The sequence below is a fragment of the Stenotrophomonas sp. PS02300 genome, from assembly GCF_029959395.1.
GTDB classification, from domain to species: Bacteria; Pseudomonadota; Gammaproteobacteria; order Xanthomonadales; family Xanthomonadaceae; genus Stenotrophomonas; species Stenotrophomonas maltophilia_AD.
This window is the reverse complement of sequence record NZ_JASCOP010000033.1, coordinates 1-16,879: the sequence shown is the minus strand read 5'-3', so window position 1 is coordinate 16,879 and position 16,879 is coordinate 1. Positions and strand designations below refer to the sequence as shown.

Here is a 16,879-nt window from a genome sequence, read left to right as displayed (position 1 = left end):
CTCAACGCCCGGTAACGCATGAAACGCGGCGAAGCAGCGCTTCGCCGCATCCCGCGTCCAGCAGTCAGCCCGTTGCACCCACGATTTCGCCATCTTCCTTGGTAAACGGCGTCGAGATCGGCGGCAGGATCTCCAGCACGACCTCCGACGGCCGGCACATGCGCGTACCGAGCTCGGTCTGCACCAACGGCCGCTGGATCAGGATGGGGTGCGCCAGCATCGCATCCAGCAGCGCATCGTCGCTGAGCGAGGCATCATCCAGGCCCAGTTCCAGATACGGCTTCTCCTTGGAACGGATGGCGCCGCGCACGCTCAAACCGGCCGCGGCGATGAGCTCGACCAGGCGTTCGCGGGTCGGCAGCGTGAGTAGATACTCGATCACCTCCGGCTCGATCCCGGCATGCCGGATCAACGCCAGCGTGTTGCGCGAGGTCCCGCACCTGGGGTTGTGATAGATGACAGCGTTCATGCACTTTCCTCATTCAAAACGGATTCAACGACGCCGGCCGCGGCCGCCAGCGCGGCCGCCTCGGCGGCGCCCTTGCGCTCGCTGTAGCGATCCACCAGGTAGTCACTGCGGCCGCGTACCAGCAGGGTGAATTTGACCAGCTCTTCCATCACATCCACAACGCGGTCGTAATAGGCCGACGGCTTCATTCGTCCGTCCTCGTCGAATTCCTGCCACGCCTTGGCCACTGAAGACTGGTTGGGAATGGTCACCATGCGCATCCAGCGGCCCAGTACGCGCAGCGCATTGACCACGTTGAATGACTGCGAACCACCGCAGACCTGCATTACGGCGAGCGTTCGCCCCTGGGTGGGGCGCACGCTGCCCTCTTCCAGCGGCAGCCAGTCGATCTGGTTCTTGAACACCGCCGTCAGCGTTCCGTGCCGTTCCGGACTGATCCATACATGGCCCTCGGACCACAGCGATGCCTGGCGCAGTTCCTGCACTTTGGGATGGGTGGCCGGAACGGCATCAAGCATCGGCAGTTCGTGCGGATCAAACAGCCGTGTGTCTGCACCGAGATGTTCCAGCAACCGCTGCGCCTCCAGCGCCAGCTTGCGGCTGAACGATTGCGGCCGCAGCGACCCATACAGGATGAGGATGCGCGGGCGATGCGGCGGCGCGGTTCCCGCTTCAAGCGCGGCGACCGAAGGAATGTCCAACGCACCCGGGACCAGATTGGGGAAGTTTTCCACGCCTTGTCCTGCTTCGATATTTCCATTATTCTAGAATTATGGAACATAAGCGCGCAACCACTGCCTTGGCGGCCCTGAGCCATGCCACCCGCCTCTCCATTTTCCGCCTGCTGGTGCAGGCCGGCAGCAACGGCAAGCTGGCCGGTGATATCGCACAGGCGTTGAACCTGCCTGGCGCCACCCTGTCCTTCCATTTGAAGGCACTGTCGGCAGCCAAACTGGTCACCGCAGAGCAACGTGGCCGGGCCATCTGCTACCGGGCCAACTTCCAGGCGATGGGCGCGCTGGTCGCCTACCTCACCGAAAACTGCTGCGCCGACGATCAGCCCGTTGATCGGCCCGGCTGCTGCTGAACGGCCTGCGTCGAACATGGCCAACGAACCGGTCCGCCTGTCTTTCCTTGATCGCTATCTCACGCTGTGGATATTCGCCGCGATGGCGATCGGCGTGTGCCTGGGGGCGCTGTTCGATGGCATCCCTTCTGCGCTCAACAGCCTGTCGATAGGCACGACCAACGTTCCGATTGCCTTCGGCCTGATCCTGATGATGTACCCGCCGCTGGCCAAGGTGAAGTACGAAGCGCTGCCAGAGGTGTTTGCCGACAAACGCGTGCTGGCACTGTCGCTGGTGCAGAATTGGATCGTGGGGCCGTTCCTGATGTTCGGCCTGGCCGTACTGTTCCTGCGCGATTCCCCCGAGTACATGACCGGCCTGATCCTGATCGGGTTGGCGCGCTGCATCGCCATGGTGCTGGTGTGGAACCAGTTGGCCCGGGGCGACAGCCAGTACGTGGCCGGGCTGGTGGCCTTCAACTCGATCTTCCAGATCGCGCTGTTCAGCGTGTACGCCTGGTTCTTCCTGTCCTGGCTGCCACCGCTGTTTGGCCTGCAGGGCAGTGTCATCGACGTGAGCATGTGGACCATTGCCGAGGCGGTGCTTATCTACCTGGGCATTCCGTTCCTGGCAGGCTATCTCACGCGGCGCTGGCTGAAAGCGGCCAAGGGCACACAGTGGTATGAGCAGCGCTTCCTGCCCGCGATCAGCCCGATCACCCTGGTGGCGCTGCTGCTGACCATCGTGGCGATGTTCAGCCTGAAGGGCGGCGACGTGCTGCGCCTGCCGCTGGATGCGATACGCATCGCCATCCCGCTCACGCTGTACTTCATCATCCAGTTCGTCATCAGCTTCTTCATGGGCAGGCTCATTGCCAGGGATTACCCAAGAACGACCGCGATCGCCTTCACTGCTGCCGGCAATAATTTCGAACTCGCCATTGCGGTGGCCATCGCCGCGTTCGGGCTGGCCTCGCCGGTGGCCTTCGCCGCCGTGATTGGACCACTGGTGGAAGTGCCGGTGCTGGTGCTGCTGGTGCAGGTGGCGCTCCGTCTTGGCAGCCGATACTTCGCGACGGGCGCGGCGACCTGATGTTCTCGCACATCACCGATGTATTCCCGGGCCTCATACGTCCGTATGACGCCATCGAACCGGTGGACGGTCGGGCGCATACCCGGAGATAGCTGTGGTCCGGTACGCCCGCGTGGATAGTGGAGCTGCACCCGTTGCAGCCCCTTCCCACAGGAACGCCACCATGTCCGACATCATCATCACCGACCGCCAGCTTTCCTCCTCTGCCTACAGCGCCGTCATCAACGCGCCCATCGAACAGGTGGACATCGCCGACTGGCTGTTCAACCTGCCCGAAGCCGAGTACCAGCGCTGCTGCCCGCCCGACCACATCTCCGCCGGCAGCACCACCACCGATGATGGCCGGCGCATGTCGATCAACGTCGAGATGATCGGCAAGACCCTGATGGTGCAGCACTACGTGGCCGAGATCGCCACGCCCAGCCTGTGCCGCATGGTGTCCACCTCCGATGCGTTCACGCCCAACGGCCGCACCCGCGTGCAGGTGATCTGGACGCTGAGCGTGAAGAAGATCGACGAGAACACCTGCGAGTACACCAACAGCGTGGTCGCGCACCCCACCCAGGCGTTCCTGGATTTCATCGCCGAGCACGGCACGCCGTTCGAGCAAGCGGCCGAAGCACGCCAGCGCGATGGCGGCGACCACAACGGCCGCGAAACGCCGCTGTTTGCCGCCAGCATCGAGCGGCGGGCGCTGGGCCTGGCCACCGCCTGGGCGGCCTGAGCGGGTCTGGCCCGCGCATGGGTGCAATTGCCGCAGGCCGGATGCCAGAATGGCCTCCGCGCTGCCGAGTGATTCGATGGATCGACCATGCTGAGCCAGCACCTGTTGTTCTTCTTTGCCATGCTCGGTGCCTTCAATGGCATCGGGCTGGCATCGTTCCTGTGGTGGCGGGCGCGGGGCGAGGCGCCGATGCGCTGGCTCTCGCTGCTGATCCTGGCGGTGGGCGTGCGCACCGGCAAATCGGTGGCGTTCTATTTCTGGCCGGATATTCCGCGCATCGTGCTGCAGTTCGGCCTGACCGCCTGCTTCTTCATCGGCCCGTGCCTGTTCTTCCTGGTCCGCGCATGTCAGCGCGATGTACCAGGAGTTGATCGTCTTGACCGCTGGCATGTCACCGCACTGCTGGTGCTCGCAGTCGGGGTGAACCTGTTCGTGCCCTACACCGGCCATCCGGCGCTGTGGCGGCATGTGCTCACCCCCGGCATCAACTACGCCTGGCTGGGCTACCTGCTGTTGACCACGGTCCAGCTGTACCGCCATCGCACCCGGCTGGCGGGCGCTCCCACCGGGCCTCTGCTGCTGGGTGCGCTGGTCGGGGTATGGATCATCTGGGTCGCCTACTACACCGCCGGCTACACCTCTTACATCGTGGGTGCGCTGTCCTTCACCTTCGTGCTGGCGCTCAGCGTGGTGGTGTACCTGCGCCAGCGCACCGGCCAGGCCACGGTGGAGCCCTACCAGGACCGCCGCATTGCCGCGCCGGAGGCGGCGACCCAGCTGCAGGCCCTGGCCGCGCTGATGGAGAAGGAGCGGCTGCACCTGGACCCCAGCCTGACCCTGCCCCGGCTGGCCCGCCGGCTGGGCATGCCCCAGACCCGGCTGTCGCAGCTGCTCAACGACAACAACCAGACCTCGTTCAAGCAGTACCTGGCACAGCTGCGGGTGCTTGAAGCCAAGGCACTGCTGCGCCAGCTGCCTGCCAAGCCGCTGGAGCTGGTCGCCGAACAGGCCGGCTTCCAGTCGATGTCCACCTTCCACAGCGCCTTCAAGAAGCACGAGGGCATTACCCCGGCAGCGTTCCGGGCTGCGGCAACCGTCTCCTAGAATCGATTCCAGCACTCCGGGAAGTGCTCGCAGGATATTGATCTGAAAGCGGTTGGCTAGCGTAGCGGCTCCTCCCTGCGAGCCACCGCTCATGCCCACTTCCCGCTACCTGCTTTCCCTGCTGCTCCTGCTCATCTGCAACCTCACCGGCGGGGTCTGCCTGGCCGACGCGGCCGCCGAACCGCGCGGCGCCGATCAACAGCGCGTCCTGTTCATCGTGTCCAGCAGCAAGGTCCACGGGACCTCCACCCTGCCCGCCAGCGTCAGCTTCGGCGAGGTCGTGCATGCCTGGGATACGTTCCATGCCGCCGGCTATGCCGTGGACTTCGTCTCGCCCGACGGCGGCGACGTGCCGATCCTGGACGCCTACGTCGGCGACGAGGTGGAAGCGCGCCTGGAGGACGCGCGCATCATGACCGGCCTGCGCAACACCGCCACCCCGGCCCAGATCGATCCCGCCCGCTACCGTGCCGTGTACTACGTCGGTGGCAGCAATGCCATGTACGGCGTGCCGGAGAACGCCGCCCTGCAGCGCATCGCCCTGCACGTGTATGAGCGCAACGGCGGGGTGGTGTCGGCAGTCTGCCACGGCACCGCCGGCATCGTGAACCTCACCCTGGCCGGCGGCCAGAACCTGCTGGCCGGCAAGCGCGTCACCGGGTTCCCGGAACAGCACGAGCAGCAGGACGCAGCCTACTTCCAGCAGTTCCCGTTCCTGATGGGCCAGACCATCAAAGCGCGCGGCGGTCTGTTCAGTGCCATCGACAGCGAGGCGCCCTACATCCAGACCGACGGCCGCGTGGTCACGGGCCAGAACTACGCCTCCGCGAAGCCCGTGGCCGAAGCCGTGGTCGAGGTCCTGCGCACGCTGGCCGCACAGCCGAACAGGCCGGTCGCGGCAACCAACTGATCGCCGAGTGCGACTGCCCAACTACACCAACAACACCCAGGAAATCCATGAACACCATGCTCCGATCCCTCTGCCTGTCCGCCGCCCTCGTCCTGAGTCCCACCGCCGTGATGGCGCAGACCTCAGACCGTGAGGCGGTCGACCAGGTCATGCAGACCATGATGCGCGGCTTCGAAGCCGGCGACCCAGCGCTGATCCTGCAGGTGCTGAACAAGGACGGCGTGGTGGTGGGCTATTCGCCCGTCACCAAGGCCCTGTCCCAGATAAGCGCGGAGGAGTGGGCCAAGGGCTTCCCGGGCAAACCCGCCGACGACGAAGACAAGCGCCATCGCCGCTACGAGATCCTGGACGTGACCGAAACCGGCGCGCAGGTGAAGGTGATGCTCGACTATCCGCGCTGGGACGGGGTCGACTACCTCGCGCTGGCGAAGATCGACGGCAAGTGGATGATCATCAGCAAATCGTGGAGCGGCAAGAGCAAGCCGGCCGCACCGTAAGGCATTGAGGGCGCCAAACGGCGCCTTCAACCTATTCCGCGCCACTCGCCTCGCGCCTTGGCCTGTTGGTACCAGTCGACCATGCCAAGGTCATCAAGCCCATACTCGCCCCGGTTGGATTTCCAGACCATGGGAGGATCCAACCTGCGCAACGCCTCCAGAGCTCCTTGGACAGACGTGGTGGTTGTCTTTTTTCCAATCAGGTCACCGATCGCCTTGAGCGTAGTGGCACCGTAGGGGCTGAAGGCATCGCCGCTCTCCATGAGTACCGTAAGCACGGCCTTCTGCGTCGAAGTGCGGGCGGCGAAGCAGTCGGCATAGCGCACATGCTCGGCGCGTACTATCGCCTGGGCGTGGTCGAGCACCGACGCTTCGAACGTCAGCCCGCCCTGTGTCACAGGGTTGAGCGCGCCGCCGATGGCATCGTCCAGCACCTTGGGTCTGCGGCCGAGGATGTCGAACGCATCGCTGAGCACGCCGATGTTGAGTGAGCCCAATTTCGGGTTGCTCTGTGCGAGCAGCCCACTGAGCCATCCAACGTAGTACCCGTCGAGCAAGGGAAGCAGCTTCACCTTTGATCCGTAGAAGGCGGCCGCTTTGGAATTTGTAAGTCGGCTCAATTTGTCCCGGTCCGAACCCGACATGACCAGCATGAGGCGGATGTCATCGGGCTGGTTGAGGGTGTCGCGTGCGGCCTTCAATTCCTTCAGCACATCCTCGCCACGGGGGCTGACGGTTAGATGCTGCGCTTCATCGAGGATCAGCGCGATGGGCCTGCCGGTCGCCTCGCCCAGTTCGCGCAGCGCAGCCATGAGCGATGAGCCAGGTGTCTTTCCGATCTGGGCAGGATCGAATGCCAACGACGATCCCCCCGCTCCGATCTGCACCTTGGTCAGCTTGGCACGCTCGGCCATCCGGGCAACGAAGCCTGCATTGCCGAGCAGCGCGCGGCTGATTTCAGCGTACAGCATCTCCGCCGGGTCAAGCTGCAGGTTCATCCAGAAGTCCAGGTAGATCACTTCGGCCCCCATGGCTTCCAGAGCCGGCCGCAGATCGCCTTTAAGGAATGTCGACTTGCCGGTGCGACGCGGCGCAGCAAGGAACAGACCATCCGCGTCGCTGTTCCACTTATGGCGCCCCGAAACGGAGGCGGCCATCTGCGCCGCAAGCTCGGGACGCTCGAATCGCAACTTGCCGGTCATTACACACCAATTATCAGGCGGCTTTGTAAATTACAAAGCAGCGAAGTAATTGAGTAGTAATTCGCTGGTCATGCGCGCTTCTGCAGGCGGCGCTCCACTGCAAAACAGCGCCTAAGACGTTGTTTTTCCTGAACCTTCATTTCCCGCACCTGAAAGCATGCAGCTGCGTTTGAAATAACGGTCAAAAGACCAATCACGTCATGACCGAGCCCTGCTCCGACACCATCAACCGCGCTTGATCACCGTGCCGATCAAGCGCTCCAACTCACCCTCTGCTGCAGTCTGCTCCACCGATCCAGCAGCAACCGCCTCCGACAGCGACTCCGCAGCTCCAAGAATCGCCCAGTAACCAGCGTCTGGTACGTCGCCCTTTGTCGCAAATCCGCCCAGCCATTCCGCGCACTTCGCAATGAAGTCCTGCTGGTAGCGGCGCTTCACTTCCATCAACTCCGGCGAACCCGCCAGGGCCGCGAGAATTCCCTGGATCTCGCTTCCCTGCGACAAAACGCAGTCGATGTAGCCACCGGCGATCGCCTGCGCACGATCTCTCAACTGCGCCTTCGCCTTGCCGATGCGCTCTTCAAACACTGCCGTCTGGCGTTGGTCGTAGTCCTGGTAAAGCGCGGCCAACAGCCCGTTGCGGGTGACGAAGTGGTCATACGCCACCGGCTTGGTGACGCCCGCCGCTTCGGCCAATCGCCCCAGCGAAAGTGCGTCGGTGCCCTCCTCCCCCACCAGCGCCCACGCCACATCCAGCAACTGGCGGGCGCGTTGCTCGCGCGGCAGGCGGCGGCGGGGTGATTCGGGACGGGCAGGCATCGGCGGGGACACGTCAGGCAGCAGCAGAAGCCCCAATGGTACGACCGATACCGGCGGCGGTATGCAGGTGGGCCTGTGCGGTTCCGCTGTCCGATTCAAGCATCAGCGTGGATGACTGCACGCGCGCGCCGCAGTAGTCGAAAATGCCCATGTCGATCTGGGTCTTCATGGCGGTACCGTAGCCGCGCCGCTCGATCATGCCGGCGTCCGCGCCGCCCAGGCCGACCAGATGCACCTGCAGGTGCTGCAGCTTCTTGGCCACCTTGCCATCGGCACCATCCGCATACGCCCAGCCCTGGGTGAACACCCGGTCGATCCAGCCCTTGAGCAGCGCCGGGAACGACCACCAGTACAACGGATAGACCAGCACCAGCGCATCGGCCCGATCAAGGCGGGCGTGCTCGGCGGCTACGTCGGCCGGCGGCGCTGCCGTCTGGCGGAACAAGGCATTGTCGGCCGGGTTGAAGCGGGGGTCGAAGCCCTCCGCCGCCAGGTCGGCGACCTCGATGGTGTTGCCGTTACTGGCGGCGAGGATGGCATCGCCGATGCGGTTGGACACCGCATGGGTGAGCGAGCCGGGCTCGGGGTGGGCTACTACGATCACGCTGTGCATGGGGAAGACTCTCGAAAGACGTTACCTACCAAAGGTAACATCAGCCTTTCGGATCACCAGTGCCATGGGCGGAACGCTGGAGTTGCATTGGTCGCTTGACGCGATTCTGCCTTTGCCCGCGCGACCTGGCGCGGGCTGCAGCGGACCGACCGTCAGTAGACAGTCGTGTTGTGCAGCGTCACCTTCTCGCCCTCGCGTTCCAACGCATCCCGCGCGAACTGCTCCGCATCCAGGGCGACGATCCGGCAGCCTTCCAGGTCCGGTTTGAGGTTCACCACGTCCCCGCTCAGCTGGAGAAACGTCGGCAGGCGGGCGACGCGGGCGTTCTTGGAATAGAAATCGGCGTCATGGCCGCGCAGCACCACTGCGTGCCCGCCGAGCTCGCCGGCTTCCTTCTGCAGCTTTGCGAAGGCCTTCCTGTAGCTCACCGGCGAGGGGTTCATGCCGGTACGCTGGTTGGGCTCCTTGCTGCCCAGCTTCACCGTGACCCGGCCGAACCGCTCCGCCACGCAGGTGGGCGGCACCGACTTGAGCAGCTCCACCGGCTCCGGCGGGCGGGCGTGGGCTGCACCGGCAGCCATCAGGCACAACACCAGCACTGCACTCCGTTGCATGGGTGGCTCTCCTCGGGTTTCAGCCGACCATAGCGCACGGTTCAGCGGCGGTCGAGATGCGACATCCCCTGCGCGCCAAGCGGTGTGCCGCAAATTCAAACAAACGATTGAAACGCACGTAACTTCGCCGAACTGGACACGATCCACCGGTTCCGCCAGACTCCGCCCTTTCCTATTCCTCGGCACCCATGGCGAAACTGCTGGTCCTGCATGGCCCCAACCTCAACCTGCTCGGTACGCGCGAGCCGGGCGTGTATGGGCACACCACGCTGGCGCAGATCGACCAGGCCCTGCTGGCCCAGGCGCAGGGCGCCGGGCACGTGGTGGAAAGCCTGCAGTCCAACGCCGAGCACGTGCTGGTGGACCGGGTACAGGCTGCCCGTACCGACGGTACCACCTTCATCCTGATCAATCCGGCCGCGTTCACCCACACCTCGGTCGCCCTGCGCGATGCGCTGGCGGCGGTGGATGTGCCGTTCATCGAGATCCACCTGTCCAACCCGCACGCCCGCGAACCGTTCCGCCAGCACAGCTACTTCAGCGACAAGGCGGTTGGCGTGATCTGCGGCTTTGGCGCCGACAGCTACCGCTACGCGATGGACGCGGCGCTGGTGCGGCTGGCCGCCGCCTGACACCTCATTGACCCGAGCGCTCCGCGCTTCCCACCACACTGACATCAAACACCAGAGGCCCCTATGGATCTCCGCAAAATCAAGAAGCTGATCGACCTGTTGGAAGAGTCGAACCTCGCCGAAATCGAAATCAAGGAAGGCGAAGAATCCGTCCGCCTGTCGCGCGCCCCGGTGTCGGGCTACGGCATGGTGCAGGCCCAGCCGCAGATGATGATGGCCCCGGCCCCGGCGCAGCCGGCCGCCCAGGCGATGCCGATGCAGTCGCCGACCGAAGCCTCCACCGGCGGTACCGCCAAGCCGGGCCCGGCGCTGCCGGACGGCCACGTGCTGCGCTCGCCGATGGTCGGCACGTTCTACACCTCGTCCGCACCGGACAAGCCGGCCTTCGTCACCATCGGCCAGCAGGTCAAGGCTGGCGAAACGCTGGCGATCATCGAAGCGATGAAGATGTTCAACCCGATCGAAGCCGATGCTTCCGGCACCATCGTGGCCATCCTGGCTGAAAACGGCCTTCCGGTCGAATTTGACCAGCCGCTGTTCGTGATCGGCTAAGGATCCGTCCATGCTCGACAAAGTCGTTATTGCCAACCGAGGGGAGATCGCGCTGCGCATCCTGCGCGCGTGCCATACCCTGGGCATCCGCACGGTGGCCGTGCATTCCACGGTCGACCGCAACCTCAAGCACGTGGCCATGGCCGACGAGTCGGTCTGCATTGGTCCGGCGCCGTCGCCGCAGAGCTACCTCAACATTCCAGCACTGATCGCCGCGGCGGAAGTCACCGATGCCCAGGCCATCCACCCGGGTTACGGCTTCCTGTCGGAGAACGCCGACTTCGCCGAGCGCGTGGAAGAATCCGGCTTCATCTTCATCGGCCCCAAGGCCGACACCATCCGCATGATGGGTGACAAGGTCGAAGCGATCCGCGCAATGAAGGCCGCCGGCGTGCCGTGCGTGCCGGGTTCGGGCGGCCCGCTGGGCGAAGACATCGTGGCCAACACCAAGATCGCCCGTGAGATCGGCTACCCGGTCATCATCAAGGCGGCCGGTGGCGGCGGCGGGCGCGGCATGCGCGTGGTGCATGCCGAGGCCTCGCTGAAGACCTCCATTGAAACCACCAAGAGCGAGGCCAAGGCCGCGTTCGGCAATGGCGAGGTCTACATGGAGAAGTTCCTGGAGAATCCGCGCCACGTGGAAATACAGGTGCTGGCCGATGGCCAGGGCAACGCCATCCACCTGGGTGAACGCGACTGCTCCATGCAGCGCCGCCACCAGAAGGTGGTGGAAGAAGCGCCGGCACCGGGCATCAGCGCCGAACAGCGCGAAGAGATCGGCAAGGTCTGCACCGAAGCGTGCGTGCGCATCGGTTACCGCGGCGCGGGCACCTTCGAGTTCCTCTACGAAGACGGCCGCTTCTACTTCATCGAAATGAACACCCGCATCCAGGTGGAGCACCCGGTAACCGAAATGGTGACCGGTATCGACCTGGTGGTGGAGCAGCTGAAGATCGCCGCCGGCCACAAGCTCAGCATCAAGCAGAGCGATGTGGTGCTCACCGGCCATGCGATCGAATGCCGCATCAATGCCGAAGATGCCGAAACCTTCGTGCCGAGCCCGGGCCAGATCACCGCGTTCCACCCCCCGGGTGGTCCGGGTGTACGCGTGGATACGCACATCTACGCCGGCTACCGTGTGCCGTCGAACTACGACTCGATGATCGGCAAGCTGATCGTGCACGGGCCGGATCGTGAAACCGCCATCGCGCGCATGCGCGTGGCGCTGAGCGAAATGGTGGTGGACGGGATCAAGACCAACGTGGCGCTGCAGCAGCGGATCATGCGTGACAAGGGCTTCCAGGCCGGTGGGCAGAACATCCACTACCTGGAGAAGCGCCTGGCCGAGCGCAAGAACAAGTCGATTGCATTGACCTGATCCTGCTGGTGGTGGGTTGAACGGAAAGGCGGGCATTGCCCGCCTTTCTGCTTTCCGCGTTTTTCAATCTCGCAAGGGGATGGCCAGCAGGGTTTGGGCGCCGAGGGTCCCCATGGCCTGCCGTGCCGCGCCCAGTTCCTCCAGGTGCAGCTCACCGGGTGTCTTGCCGACGACCTTGAAAAGAACGTTGTTGCCGATCATCACCTGCGCTTCGTCCTGCAGCGAGAGCAGCCCGGTGGGATGGGCATGCTGGCGCATGGCGAGGGTCACCAGCGTAGTGGCCCCCTGCACGCTGTTGCTGCTGGCTGCAGCGGCGGCATGCACGGCACGCCCGCGGTCGCCGCTGGCCACCAGGAACGTGCGGCTGTACAGCGTCTGCCCTTCCTGCAGGCCGGCAAACTGCGCGGCATCCAGCGCCAACGCGGTGTACACCCGGCCGGCATGCGGCGGAATGCGCGCCAGGGCGCGGTTGATGCGCGCCACCGCCTGCTCCGAATCGCGGAACACCGGCTGCAGGCTGCCGTATTGCAGGAAATCGTCCATGGAGCGGCGCCGCCAGGTGAGGTAACTGCGGAGGGCGGCGCGCTGCAGCTGGCTCAACCGCAGCCGCGCGTTCTGCGCCACCGCACTTTCATACACCTGCGCCGCTTCCAGGCTGGGCATGCCGCGGTATTCCACGTTGAACTCGGCCTGGGTCATGAAGCGGTGCTCCTGTGCGGGAATCGCCTGGCGGATGTCGGCAATGCGGTGCGCCGGCTGGTTCCGGTGATGCAGGCGGCCGGCACCGGCCCCGCGCGGCAGGTACACCGAAATGCGCTGGGTGTGCTCGTCCACTTTGCGCAGACGTACGCGGAAATAGCGGTCGTTGAAGCGCAGGTAGTGGCGCAGGCGGTTGCCCTGGCGGCTCATGTACCAGCCCGGCCGGCTCACGTCGGGTGCGATCCCCCGTCGGCGCGCCTGGTGCTCGCCCAGCGCCTGCCCGTGATGGGCTTCCAGCTGGCGGGAAAGTTCCCGCGAGAACTCCGGCGGCAGCGCGGAGCACGCCTCACCCGGCGCCCGGCGACAGCGCAGCGTGCGGACAGGTCGGGGGGCCTGCTCGCGCAGTTGGTAGACGCCGTCGCGCTTGACCAGTTCGACTGCACCGATGCGCAGGCCCAGTCCCTCGGTCAGCGTGGCGGCGTAGTAGCGCCCATCCACGCACACGGCGTTGCCTGCAAGCGCCGCCGCTGGATCGTTGTAGTACAGGATGCCGTCGGGTCCAAGCAGGTCCAGGCGCAGCCGGGCATGTTCCATCGGCGCCTGCTGGTGCACCTGCTCGGCCACGTGATCGAACATCGCAATGGAGCTGTCAGGGCGGCTCGCCCCGGACGTTTCCGGCCGTGTGGCCGGTGCGCGCTTCCATTGCCAATCTCCGGTATCGAATACCACGTCGACGCTGCCACGATCAGTGAGCACCTGGAGCCGGCCCTCACTGATGGTGAGGTCCCGTTCGGCACCCTCAAACCGCACCTGGATGCGACCGTGATGCAGTTCGGCAGTGGTCTGTCGGATCGTCATGCCCGGCCGCCGTGGCAGTGCTGGCAGGGTGTCACTCTCGCCAGAGCCCCGCGATGCGGCAATGGCAGGCAGCGCCTCGTCGACTTCCGGTCCTGCGGGTGCGCCGGGTTCAAGCCCATGCATGCCCCCCAGCGCCATCACCGCATTGGTCAGTTCGGTACGGCCGGGTGGGCGGTGTTCGAGCACATCCGCGCCTGCATCGAGCACGACGGCGGCCTCCTGCATGCCCAGCACACTGCGCCCGCCAAGTACCGCAGCTTCGGCAATGCTGACCAGCGCATCACCCACCTGAAGCAGCGCGCGCATTCCTGCGCTCAAAGGGGGCGCACAGTGCACACCCTCGTGTCGCTCCCAGACAACGCGTGCATCGGTCACCAGTTCAGTCATCGGACTGCGCAGCAGCCCGGCAACGTCCCGCATCATGCCGGCCAGGCCCGGTGACACGGGCACCGGATTACAGCCGACCGGCGTTGACGCCACAGCATGGATCGCCTGCGGCCGAACAGTCGTAATCGGCACGGAGGCCGCGTTGGTCACGCTCAGCAGCGCCGCAAGTGCCTGCATCGGCGTCTCCACCCGGCGAATGGTGGTGGCATCCAGCGGACGAGGCACAGGTGCACTGAAGGGGGCGCGGGCGTGGAAGCGACCGGCGGCATGCCGATGGTCGGCTGCGGTGGTTGGCATGGGGGACCCAGTGAGAATGGCGAGCCCGATGAGATCGAAGCCGCGCCGTCCTGTCCAAGCGAAGTTCCCTACCGGGATCGCGTCTGCGATAGACGCAATCGATCGATGAAGCGCAACTCAGGCCAGCGTCTTCAGGAACCGGCTGACTTCATCGGCAGCAGCCTGCGGACGCGCCTGCAGCAACAGGTGCGGACCCTCCATCCAGCGCACGACCGGGGCTGCCAGAACGCGGGAAAGGTGCCGCTGGCAGTAGACCGGCAGCAGCCGGTCGTGGCGCGCGTGCAGGCACATGGTCGGCACGCCGAGCCGCGCGGCATGCATGCTGCGATCCACCCCGATGGCGGCCACCGCGCGCGTGCGCAGCACGGTGTCGTCCACCTTCGCCAAGGCCGACGCCAGCGCATTGCGCAGCGCGGGCGTGCTCCAGCGCCCCAACAGCCACCAGGACAGCGCCGGCATCGGCAGCAGCCGCACCGGTGCGCGGTACAGCAGTGACTGCACCGCGCGCAGTGAGCGCCACGGCGAACGCGCGAAGGTGGTGGAGAGAATCAAGCCCCTCAGCGGCGGCGGCGGTTGCGCGGCGATGGCCAGCGCCAACGGGCCGGAGAACGACTCACCCAGCAGCACATAAGGGTGGGTGGTGGGCAGCGCCTGCCGCACGAACGCGTCGAGCGCGGCGTAATCGAGCGCGCGGTCGACCGGATAGGCAATGACGGTGGTGGCGATGCCCTGTGCGTGCAGGGCGGCGCAGAACGCCGCGTGCTGCGTACCGGTGGCATCCAGCCCCGGCAGGATCACCAGATGCGGCAGGCCCGGCGCCAGGGTGCCAGGCGCCTGCATCAACGGCGGGTGTCGGCTGCCGTGATCTGGGTGTCCTTGACCGGCGCCACGCCCAGCGACGAGGTCGGGTCGACGATCACCATGGTTTCGGTCGAGCCGTCCGGCCAGACCACCTGGAAGGTGCTGCCCGCCGGCAGCGAGGCGAACGGCATGCCGCTCTGCGCGCGGTACACCGCGGCCACCTGGCTGGCACCGGCGCGGCGCACGTCTTCCTGCGCCTTCACCGAGGTCAGGGTCACCTTCGACAACTTCCGATAGCGGTCATCGTAGGTGTCGATCATCACCAGGCCAACGGCACCGGCCGAGTACGCCACGAACAACGCCACCCAGAACCAGAATTTGGCGCCATGCACGAATCGACGATAATTCATGACCGCTTGCTCCGCTTGATCAACTGCTCAACCAACGTTTTCATTTTCCCCGCACCTTGCCGCGAAACCGCAGCGTCATACACGAAAGTGGCGAAGTCCTGCCCACCGTCCTGCGAACAGATCCCTCCGTTCGCGCAGAAATTGTTCATCAACACACTGTCCGGCCCGCAGGCCATGCCCAGCTCGCACGCGGCCAGGCGCCAGGCCAGTTCGCTGAACTGATCGCCTGCCACCAGGCCCTGCAGCGCGCCATCCCCGCTGGCGCGCTGGCCCATGGCGGTGGAAATGGCCATGTACGCCTCGGGATCGCGCGAGTCCATCACCCGCTCCACCAGGTCGCGGCGATATTCGGGGCTGTCCTTGAGCGGCTGGCCGTCGGCGAACAGCGCCGCTTCGGCGGCCAGGTTGCCGGCGCGTGCGGCCAGCACCCGCTGGGAAACAATCAACGAACGGCCCAGGCCGTCGCTGGAAACGAAACCGGCGCAGCGCCGCGCCACGCGCTCGCGCGCCTGCACCATCGGCGAAGATGCGTTCATGCCCAGCCCGGTGAGCACGTTGTTGTCGAGCTGGTAACCACCCGGGTCCATCGCGTAGATGGCGCAGTAGTCGTACACCCGGCTGACCATCCAGCCCGCTTCGGCATTGCCATTGGCGGCCTGCAGGCGCAGGCGCTGGGCATAGGCGAACAGGTCGGTGTCGCCTTCGATATCGGCGCGGATGTCCAGCGGCAGACCCGACGGCACTGCGGTGCTGCGCTCACTGGCCAGCAACCGGCGGGCCAGCTGCTGTGCCTGCAGCGGCGCGGCCGAACCCGCCCCGACCTGCAGTTCACTCACTGCCGCCGGTGCATGGTCGGCCTGCAGCGCACGACCGCCCGCGCGGTAGCCCACCACCCCCAGCAATGCCAGGGCCGGTACCACCAGCAGCCAGGTTTTGAGCGTGGGCGCGAGGGCCATTCAGCGGAACCGGTTCGATAGAGTCAGGCAGCAGGATGCGGAGTTTAGCAATGGCGTAACCTGTTGTCTTAACGCGCCACCTCGTCGCTTCTCACCGACTTATGAGACGGTCGCCGCCGTGACCGCCCGCAATCGTCTAGCATTCACCGTTTTCCGCAGGTCCTTACCGCCCATGCCGTTCCTGGAACTCACCCTCCACTGCACCGAAGCCACCCAGCCGCGCTATGAAAATGCGCTGGACGACGTGGGCGCGCTGGCGGTGACCCTGCTCGACGCCGATGCCGATACGAGCAACGAGCGCGCCATCCTGGAACCGGGCGTGGGCGAAACCCCGTTGTGGAACGACCTGGTGCTGAGCGCCCTGTTCCCCGCCGATACCAATGCGCTGGCGCTGCTGGCCGCACTGGAGGCGTTCGACCCGGGCCTGGAATGGAGCACTGCGAGCTTCCGCGCGGTGCAGGACGAGGATTGGGAACGCGCCTGGCTGGACCAGTTCCAGCCGATGGCGTTCGGCGACCGCACATGGATCGTGCCGTGGAACCACGAATTGCCCGAGGCCGCCCAGGCCGCCGATGCCGCCGTGGTGCGGCTGGACCCGGGCCTGGCGTTTGGTTCGGGTACCCACCCGACCACCGCGCTGTGCCTGCGCTGGCTGGATGGGCTGGCCACCGAAGGCGCGCTGGCCGGTCAGACCGTGCTGGATTTCGGCTGTGGCTCGGGCATCCTGGCGCTGGCCGCGCGCCAGCTTGGCGCGGCCCAGGCCGGGGGGGTGGGCAACCACCCCCAGGCCGTACTCGC

At 65.6% G+C, this 16,879-nt stretch carries 20 protein-coding genes; 10 read left to right on the top strand and 10 right to left on the bottom strand.

Annotated features, from left to right (window positions below; genetic code table 11):
* Nucleotides 1–64: 64 nt before the first annotated feature.
* Nucleotides 65–469, bottom strand: a complete 405-nt coding sequence (gene arsC, locus QMX79_RS08575) for an arsenate reductase (glutaredoxin) (RefSeq protein ID WP_282246357.1) — start codon at nt 467–469, stop codon at nt 65–67.
* On the bottom strand, nt 466–1,203 hold the full coding sequence (gene arsH, locus QMX79_RS08570; RefSeq protein ID WP_282246356.1) for an arsenical resistance protein ArsH: 738 nt from the start codon (nt 1,201–1,203) through the stop codon (nt 466–468). Before arsH ends, arsC begins: the two co-directional genes overlap by 4 nt.
* A 38-nt stretch (nt 1,204–1,241) precedes the next feature.
* Between arsH and QMX79_RS08565 the strand changes: the two genes are divergently transcribed.
* The 6 genes from QMX79_RS08565 to QMX79_RS08540 all read left to right on the top strand — a co-directional run bounded on the left by QMX79_RS08565 (nt 1,242) and on the right by QMX79_RS08540 (nt 5,863).
* Nucleotides 1,242–1,556 (top strand): metalloregulator ArsR/SmtB family transcription factor, encoded by a 315-nt coding sequence (locus QMX79_RS08565; RefSeq protein WP_282246355.1) that lies wholly within the window; start codon nt 1,242–1,244, stop codon nt 1,554–1,556.
* A gap of 16 nt (nt 1,557–1,572) precedes the next feature.
* Entirely contained in the window at nt 1,573–2,628 is a 1,056-nt protein-coding gene (gene arsB / locus QMX79_RS08560) for an ACR3 family arsenite efflux transporter (RefSeq protein ID WP_282246354.1), read from the top strand.
* A 163-nt stretch (nt 2,629–2,791) separates the two neighbouring features.
* On the top strand, nt 2,792–3,352 hold the full coding sequence (locus QMX79_RS08555; protein ID WP_282246353.1) for a hypothetical protein: 561 nt from the start codon (nt 2,792–2,794) through the stop codon (nt 3,350–3,352).
* Between the two features lie 87 nt (nt 3,353–3,439).
* Complete coding sequence (locus QMX79_RS08550) at nt 3,440–4,456, top strand: helix-turn-helix domain-containing protein (RefSeq protein WP_282246352.1); 1,017 nt, start codon at nt 3,440–3,442, stop codon at nt 4,454–4,456.
* A gap of 91 nt (nt 4,457–4,547) precedes the next feature.
* Complete coding sequence (locus tag QMX79_RS08545; RefSeq protein WP_282246351.1) at nt 4,548–5,366, top strand: type 1 glutamine amidotransferase domain-containing protein; 819 nt, start codon at nt 4,548–4,550, stop codon at nt 5,364–5,366.
* 47 nt (nt 5,367–5,413) lie between these two features.
* Complete coding sequence (locus tag QMX79_RS08540; protein ID WP_282246350.1) at nt 5,414–5,863, top strand: nuclear transport factor 2 family protein; 450 nt, start codon at nt 5,414–5,416, stop codon at nt 5,861–5,863.
* Nucleotides 5,864–5,889: 26 nt separating this feature from the next.
* Here the strand turns inward: QMX79_RS08540 and QMX79_RS08535 are convergent, their stop codons facing one another.
* The 4 genes from QMX79_RS08535 to QMX79_RS08520 all read right to left on the bottom strand — a co-directional run bounded on the left by QMX79_RS08535 (nt 5,890) and on the right by QMX79_RS08520 (nt 9,111).
* The gene (locus QMX79_RS08535) at nt 5,890–7,065 is read right to left on the bottom strand and encodes a hypothetical protein (protein ID WP_282246349.1); all 1,176 of its coding nucleotides are present in this window, start codon (nt 7,063–7,065) and stop codon (nt 5,890–5,892) included.
* Nucleotides 7,066–7,290: 225 nt separating this feature from the next.
* The gene (locus QMX79_RS08530) at nt 7,291–7,884 is read right to left on the bottom strand and encodes a TetR/AcrR family transcriptional regulator (protein WP_282246348.1); all 594 of its coding nucleotides are present in this window, start codon (nt 7,882–7,884) and stop codon (nt 7,291–7,293) included.
* Nucleotides 7,885–7,897: 13 nt separating this feature from the next.
* Nucleotides 7,898–8,497: an NAD(P)H-dependent oxidoreductase gene (locus QMX79_RS08525; protein ID WP_282246347.1), complete on the bottom strand. Its 600-nt coding sequence runs from the start codon at nt 8,495–8,497 to the stop codon at nt 7,898–7,900.
* Between the two features lie 152 nt (nt 8,498–8,649).
* The gene (locus QMX79_RS08520) at nt 8,650–9,111 is read right to left on the bottom strand and encodes a hypothetical protein (protein ID WP_282246346.1); all 462 of its coding nucleotides are present in this window, start codon (nt 9,109–9,111) and stop codon (nt 8,650–8,652) included.
* A 188-nt stretch (nt 9,112–9,299) separates the two neighbouring features.
* On the opposite strand from QMX79_RS08520, the gene aroQ reads away from it, so the two are divergent.
* The 3 genes from aroQ to accC all read left to right on the top strand — a co-directional run bounded on the left by aroQ (nt 9,300) and on the right by accC (nt 11,673).
* The gene (aroQ, locus tag QMX79_RS08515) at nt 9,300–9,743 is read left to right on the top strand and encodes a type II 3-dehydroquinate dehydratase (RefSeq protein ID WP_282246345.1); all 444 of its coding nucleotides are present in this window, start codon (nt 9,300–9,302) and stop codon (nt 9,741–9,743) included.
* A 63-nt stretch (nt 9,744–9,806) separates the two neighbouring features.
* Nucleotides 9,807–10,295, top strand: coding sequence for an acetyl-CoA carboxylase biotin carboxyl carrier protein (gene accB, locus QMX79_RS08510; RefSeq protein WP_093534832.1), 489 nt, complete (start codon nt 9,807–9,809; stop codon nt 10,293–10,295).
* Between the two features lie 10 nt (nt 10,296–10,305).
* Nucleotides 10,306–11,673 (top strand): acetyl-CoA carboxylase biotin carboxylase subunit, encoded by a 1,368-nt coding sequence (gene accC / locus QMX79_RS08505; RefSeq protein WP_282246342.1) that lies wholly within the window; start codon nt 10,306–10,308, stop codon nt 11,671–11,673.
* Nucleotides 11,674–11,736: 63 nt separating this feature from the next.
* On the opposite strand, the gene QMX79_RS08500 is transcribed toward accC, so the two are convergent.
* The 4 genes from QMX79_RS08500 to QMX79_RS08485 all read right to left on the bottom strand — a co-directional run bounded on the left by QMX79_RS08500 (nt 11,737) and on the right by QMX79_RS08485 (nt 16,081).
* Entirely contained in the window at nt 11,737–13,914 is a 2,178-nt protein-coding gene (locus QMX79_RS08500; protein WP_282246340.1) for a hypothetical protein, read from the bottom strand.
* Between the two features lie 117 nt (nt 13,915–14,031).
* Nucleotides 14,032–14,754, bottom strand: coding sequence for an alpha/beta hydrolase (locus tag QMX79_RS08495; RefSeq protein WP_282246338.1), 723 nt, complete (start codon nt 14,752–14,754; stop codon nt 14,032–14,034).
* Nucleotides 14,754–15,125, bottom strand: a complete 372-nt coding sequence (locus QMX79_RS08490) for a hypothetical protein (protein ID WP_282246336.1) — start codon at nt 15,123–15,125, stop codon at nt 14,754–14,756. Before QMX79_RS08490 ends, QMX79_RS08495 begins: the two co-directional genes overlap by 1 nt.
* Entirely contained in the window at nt 15,122–16,081 is a 960-nt protein-coding gene (locus QMX79_RS08485) for a hypothetical protein (RefSeq protein ID WP_282246335.1), read from the bottom strand. Before QMX79_RS08485 ends, QMX79_RS08490 begins: the two co-directional genes overlap by 4 nt.
* A gap of 172 nt (nt 16,082–16,253) precedes the next feature.
* Here QMX79_RS08485 and QMX79_RS08480 point away from each other — a divergent pair.
* Nucleotides 16,254–16,879 (top strand): 50S ribosomal protein L11 methyltransferase (locus QMX79_RS08480; RefSeq protein ID WP_282246333.1); only part of this gene is annotated, 626 nt, incomplete at its 3' end.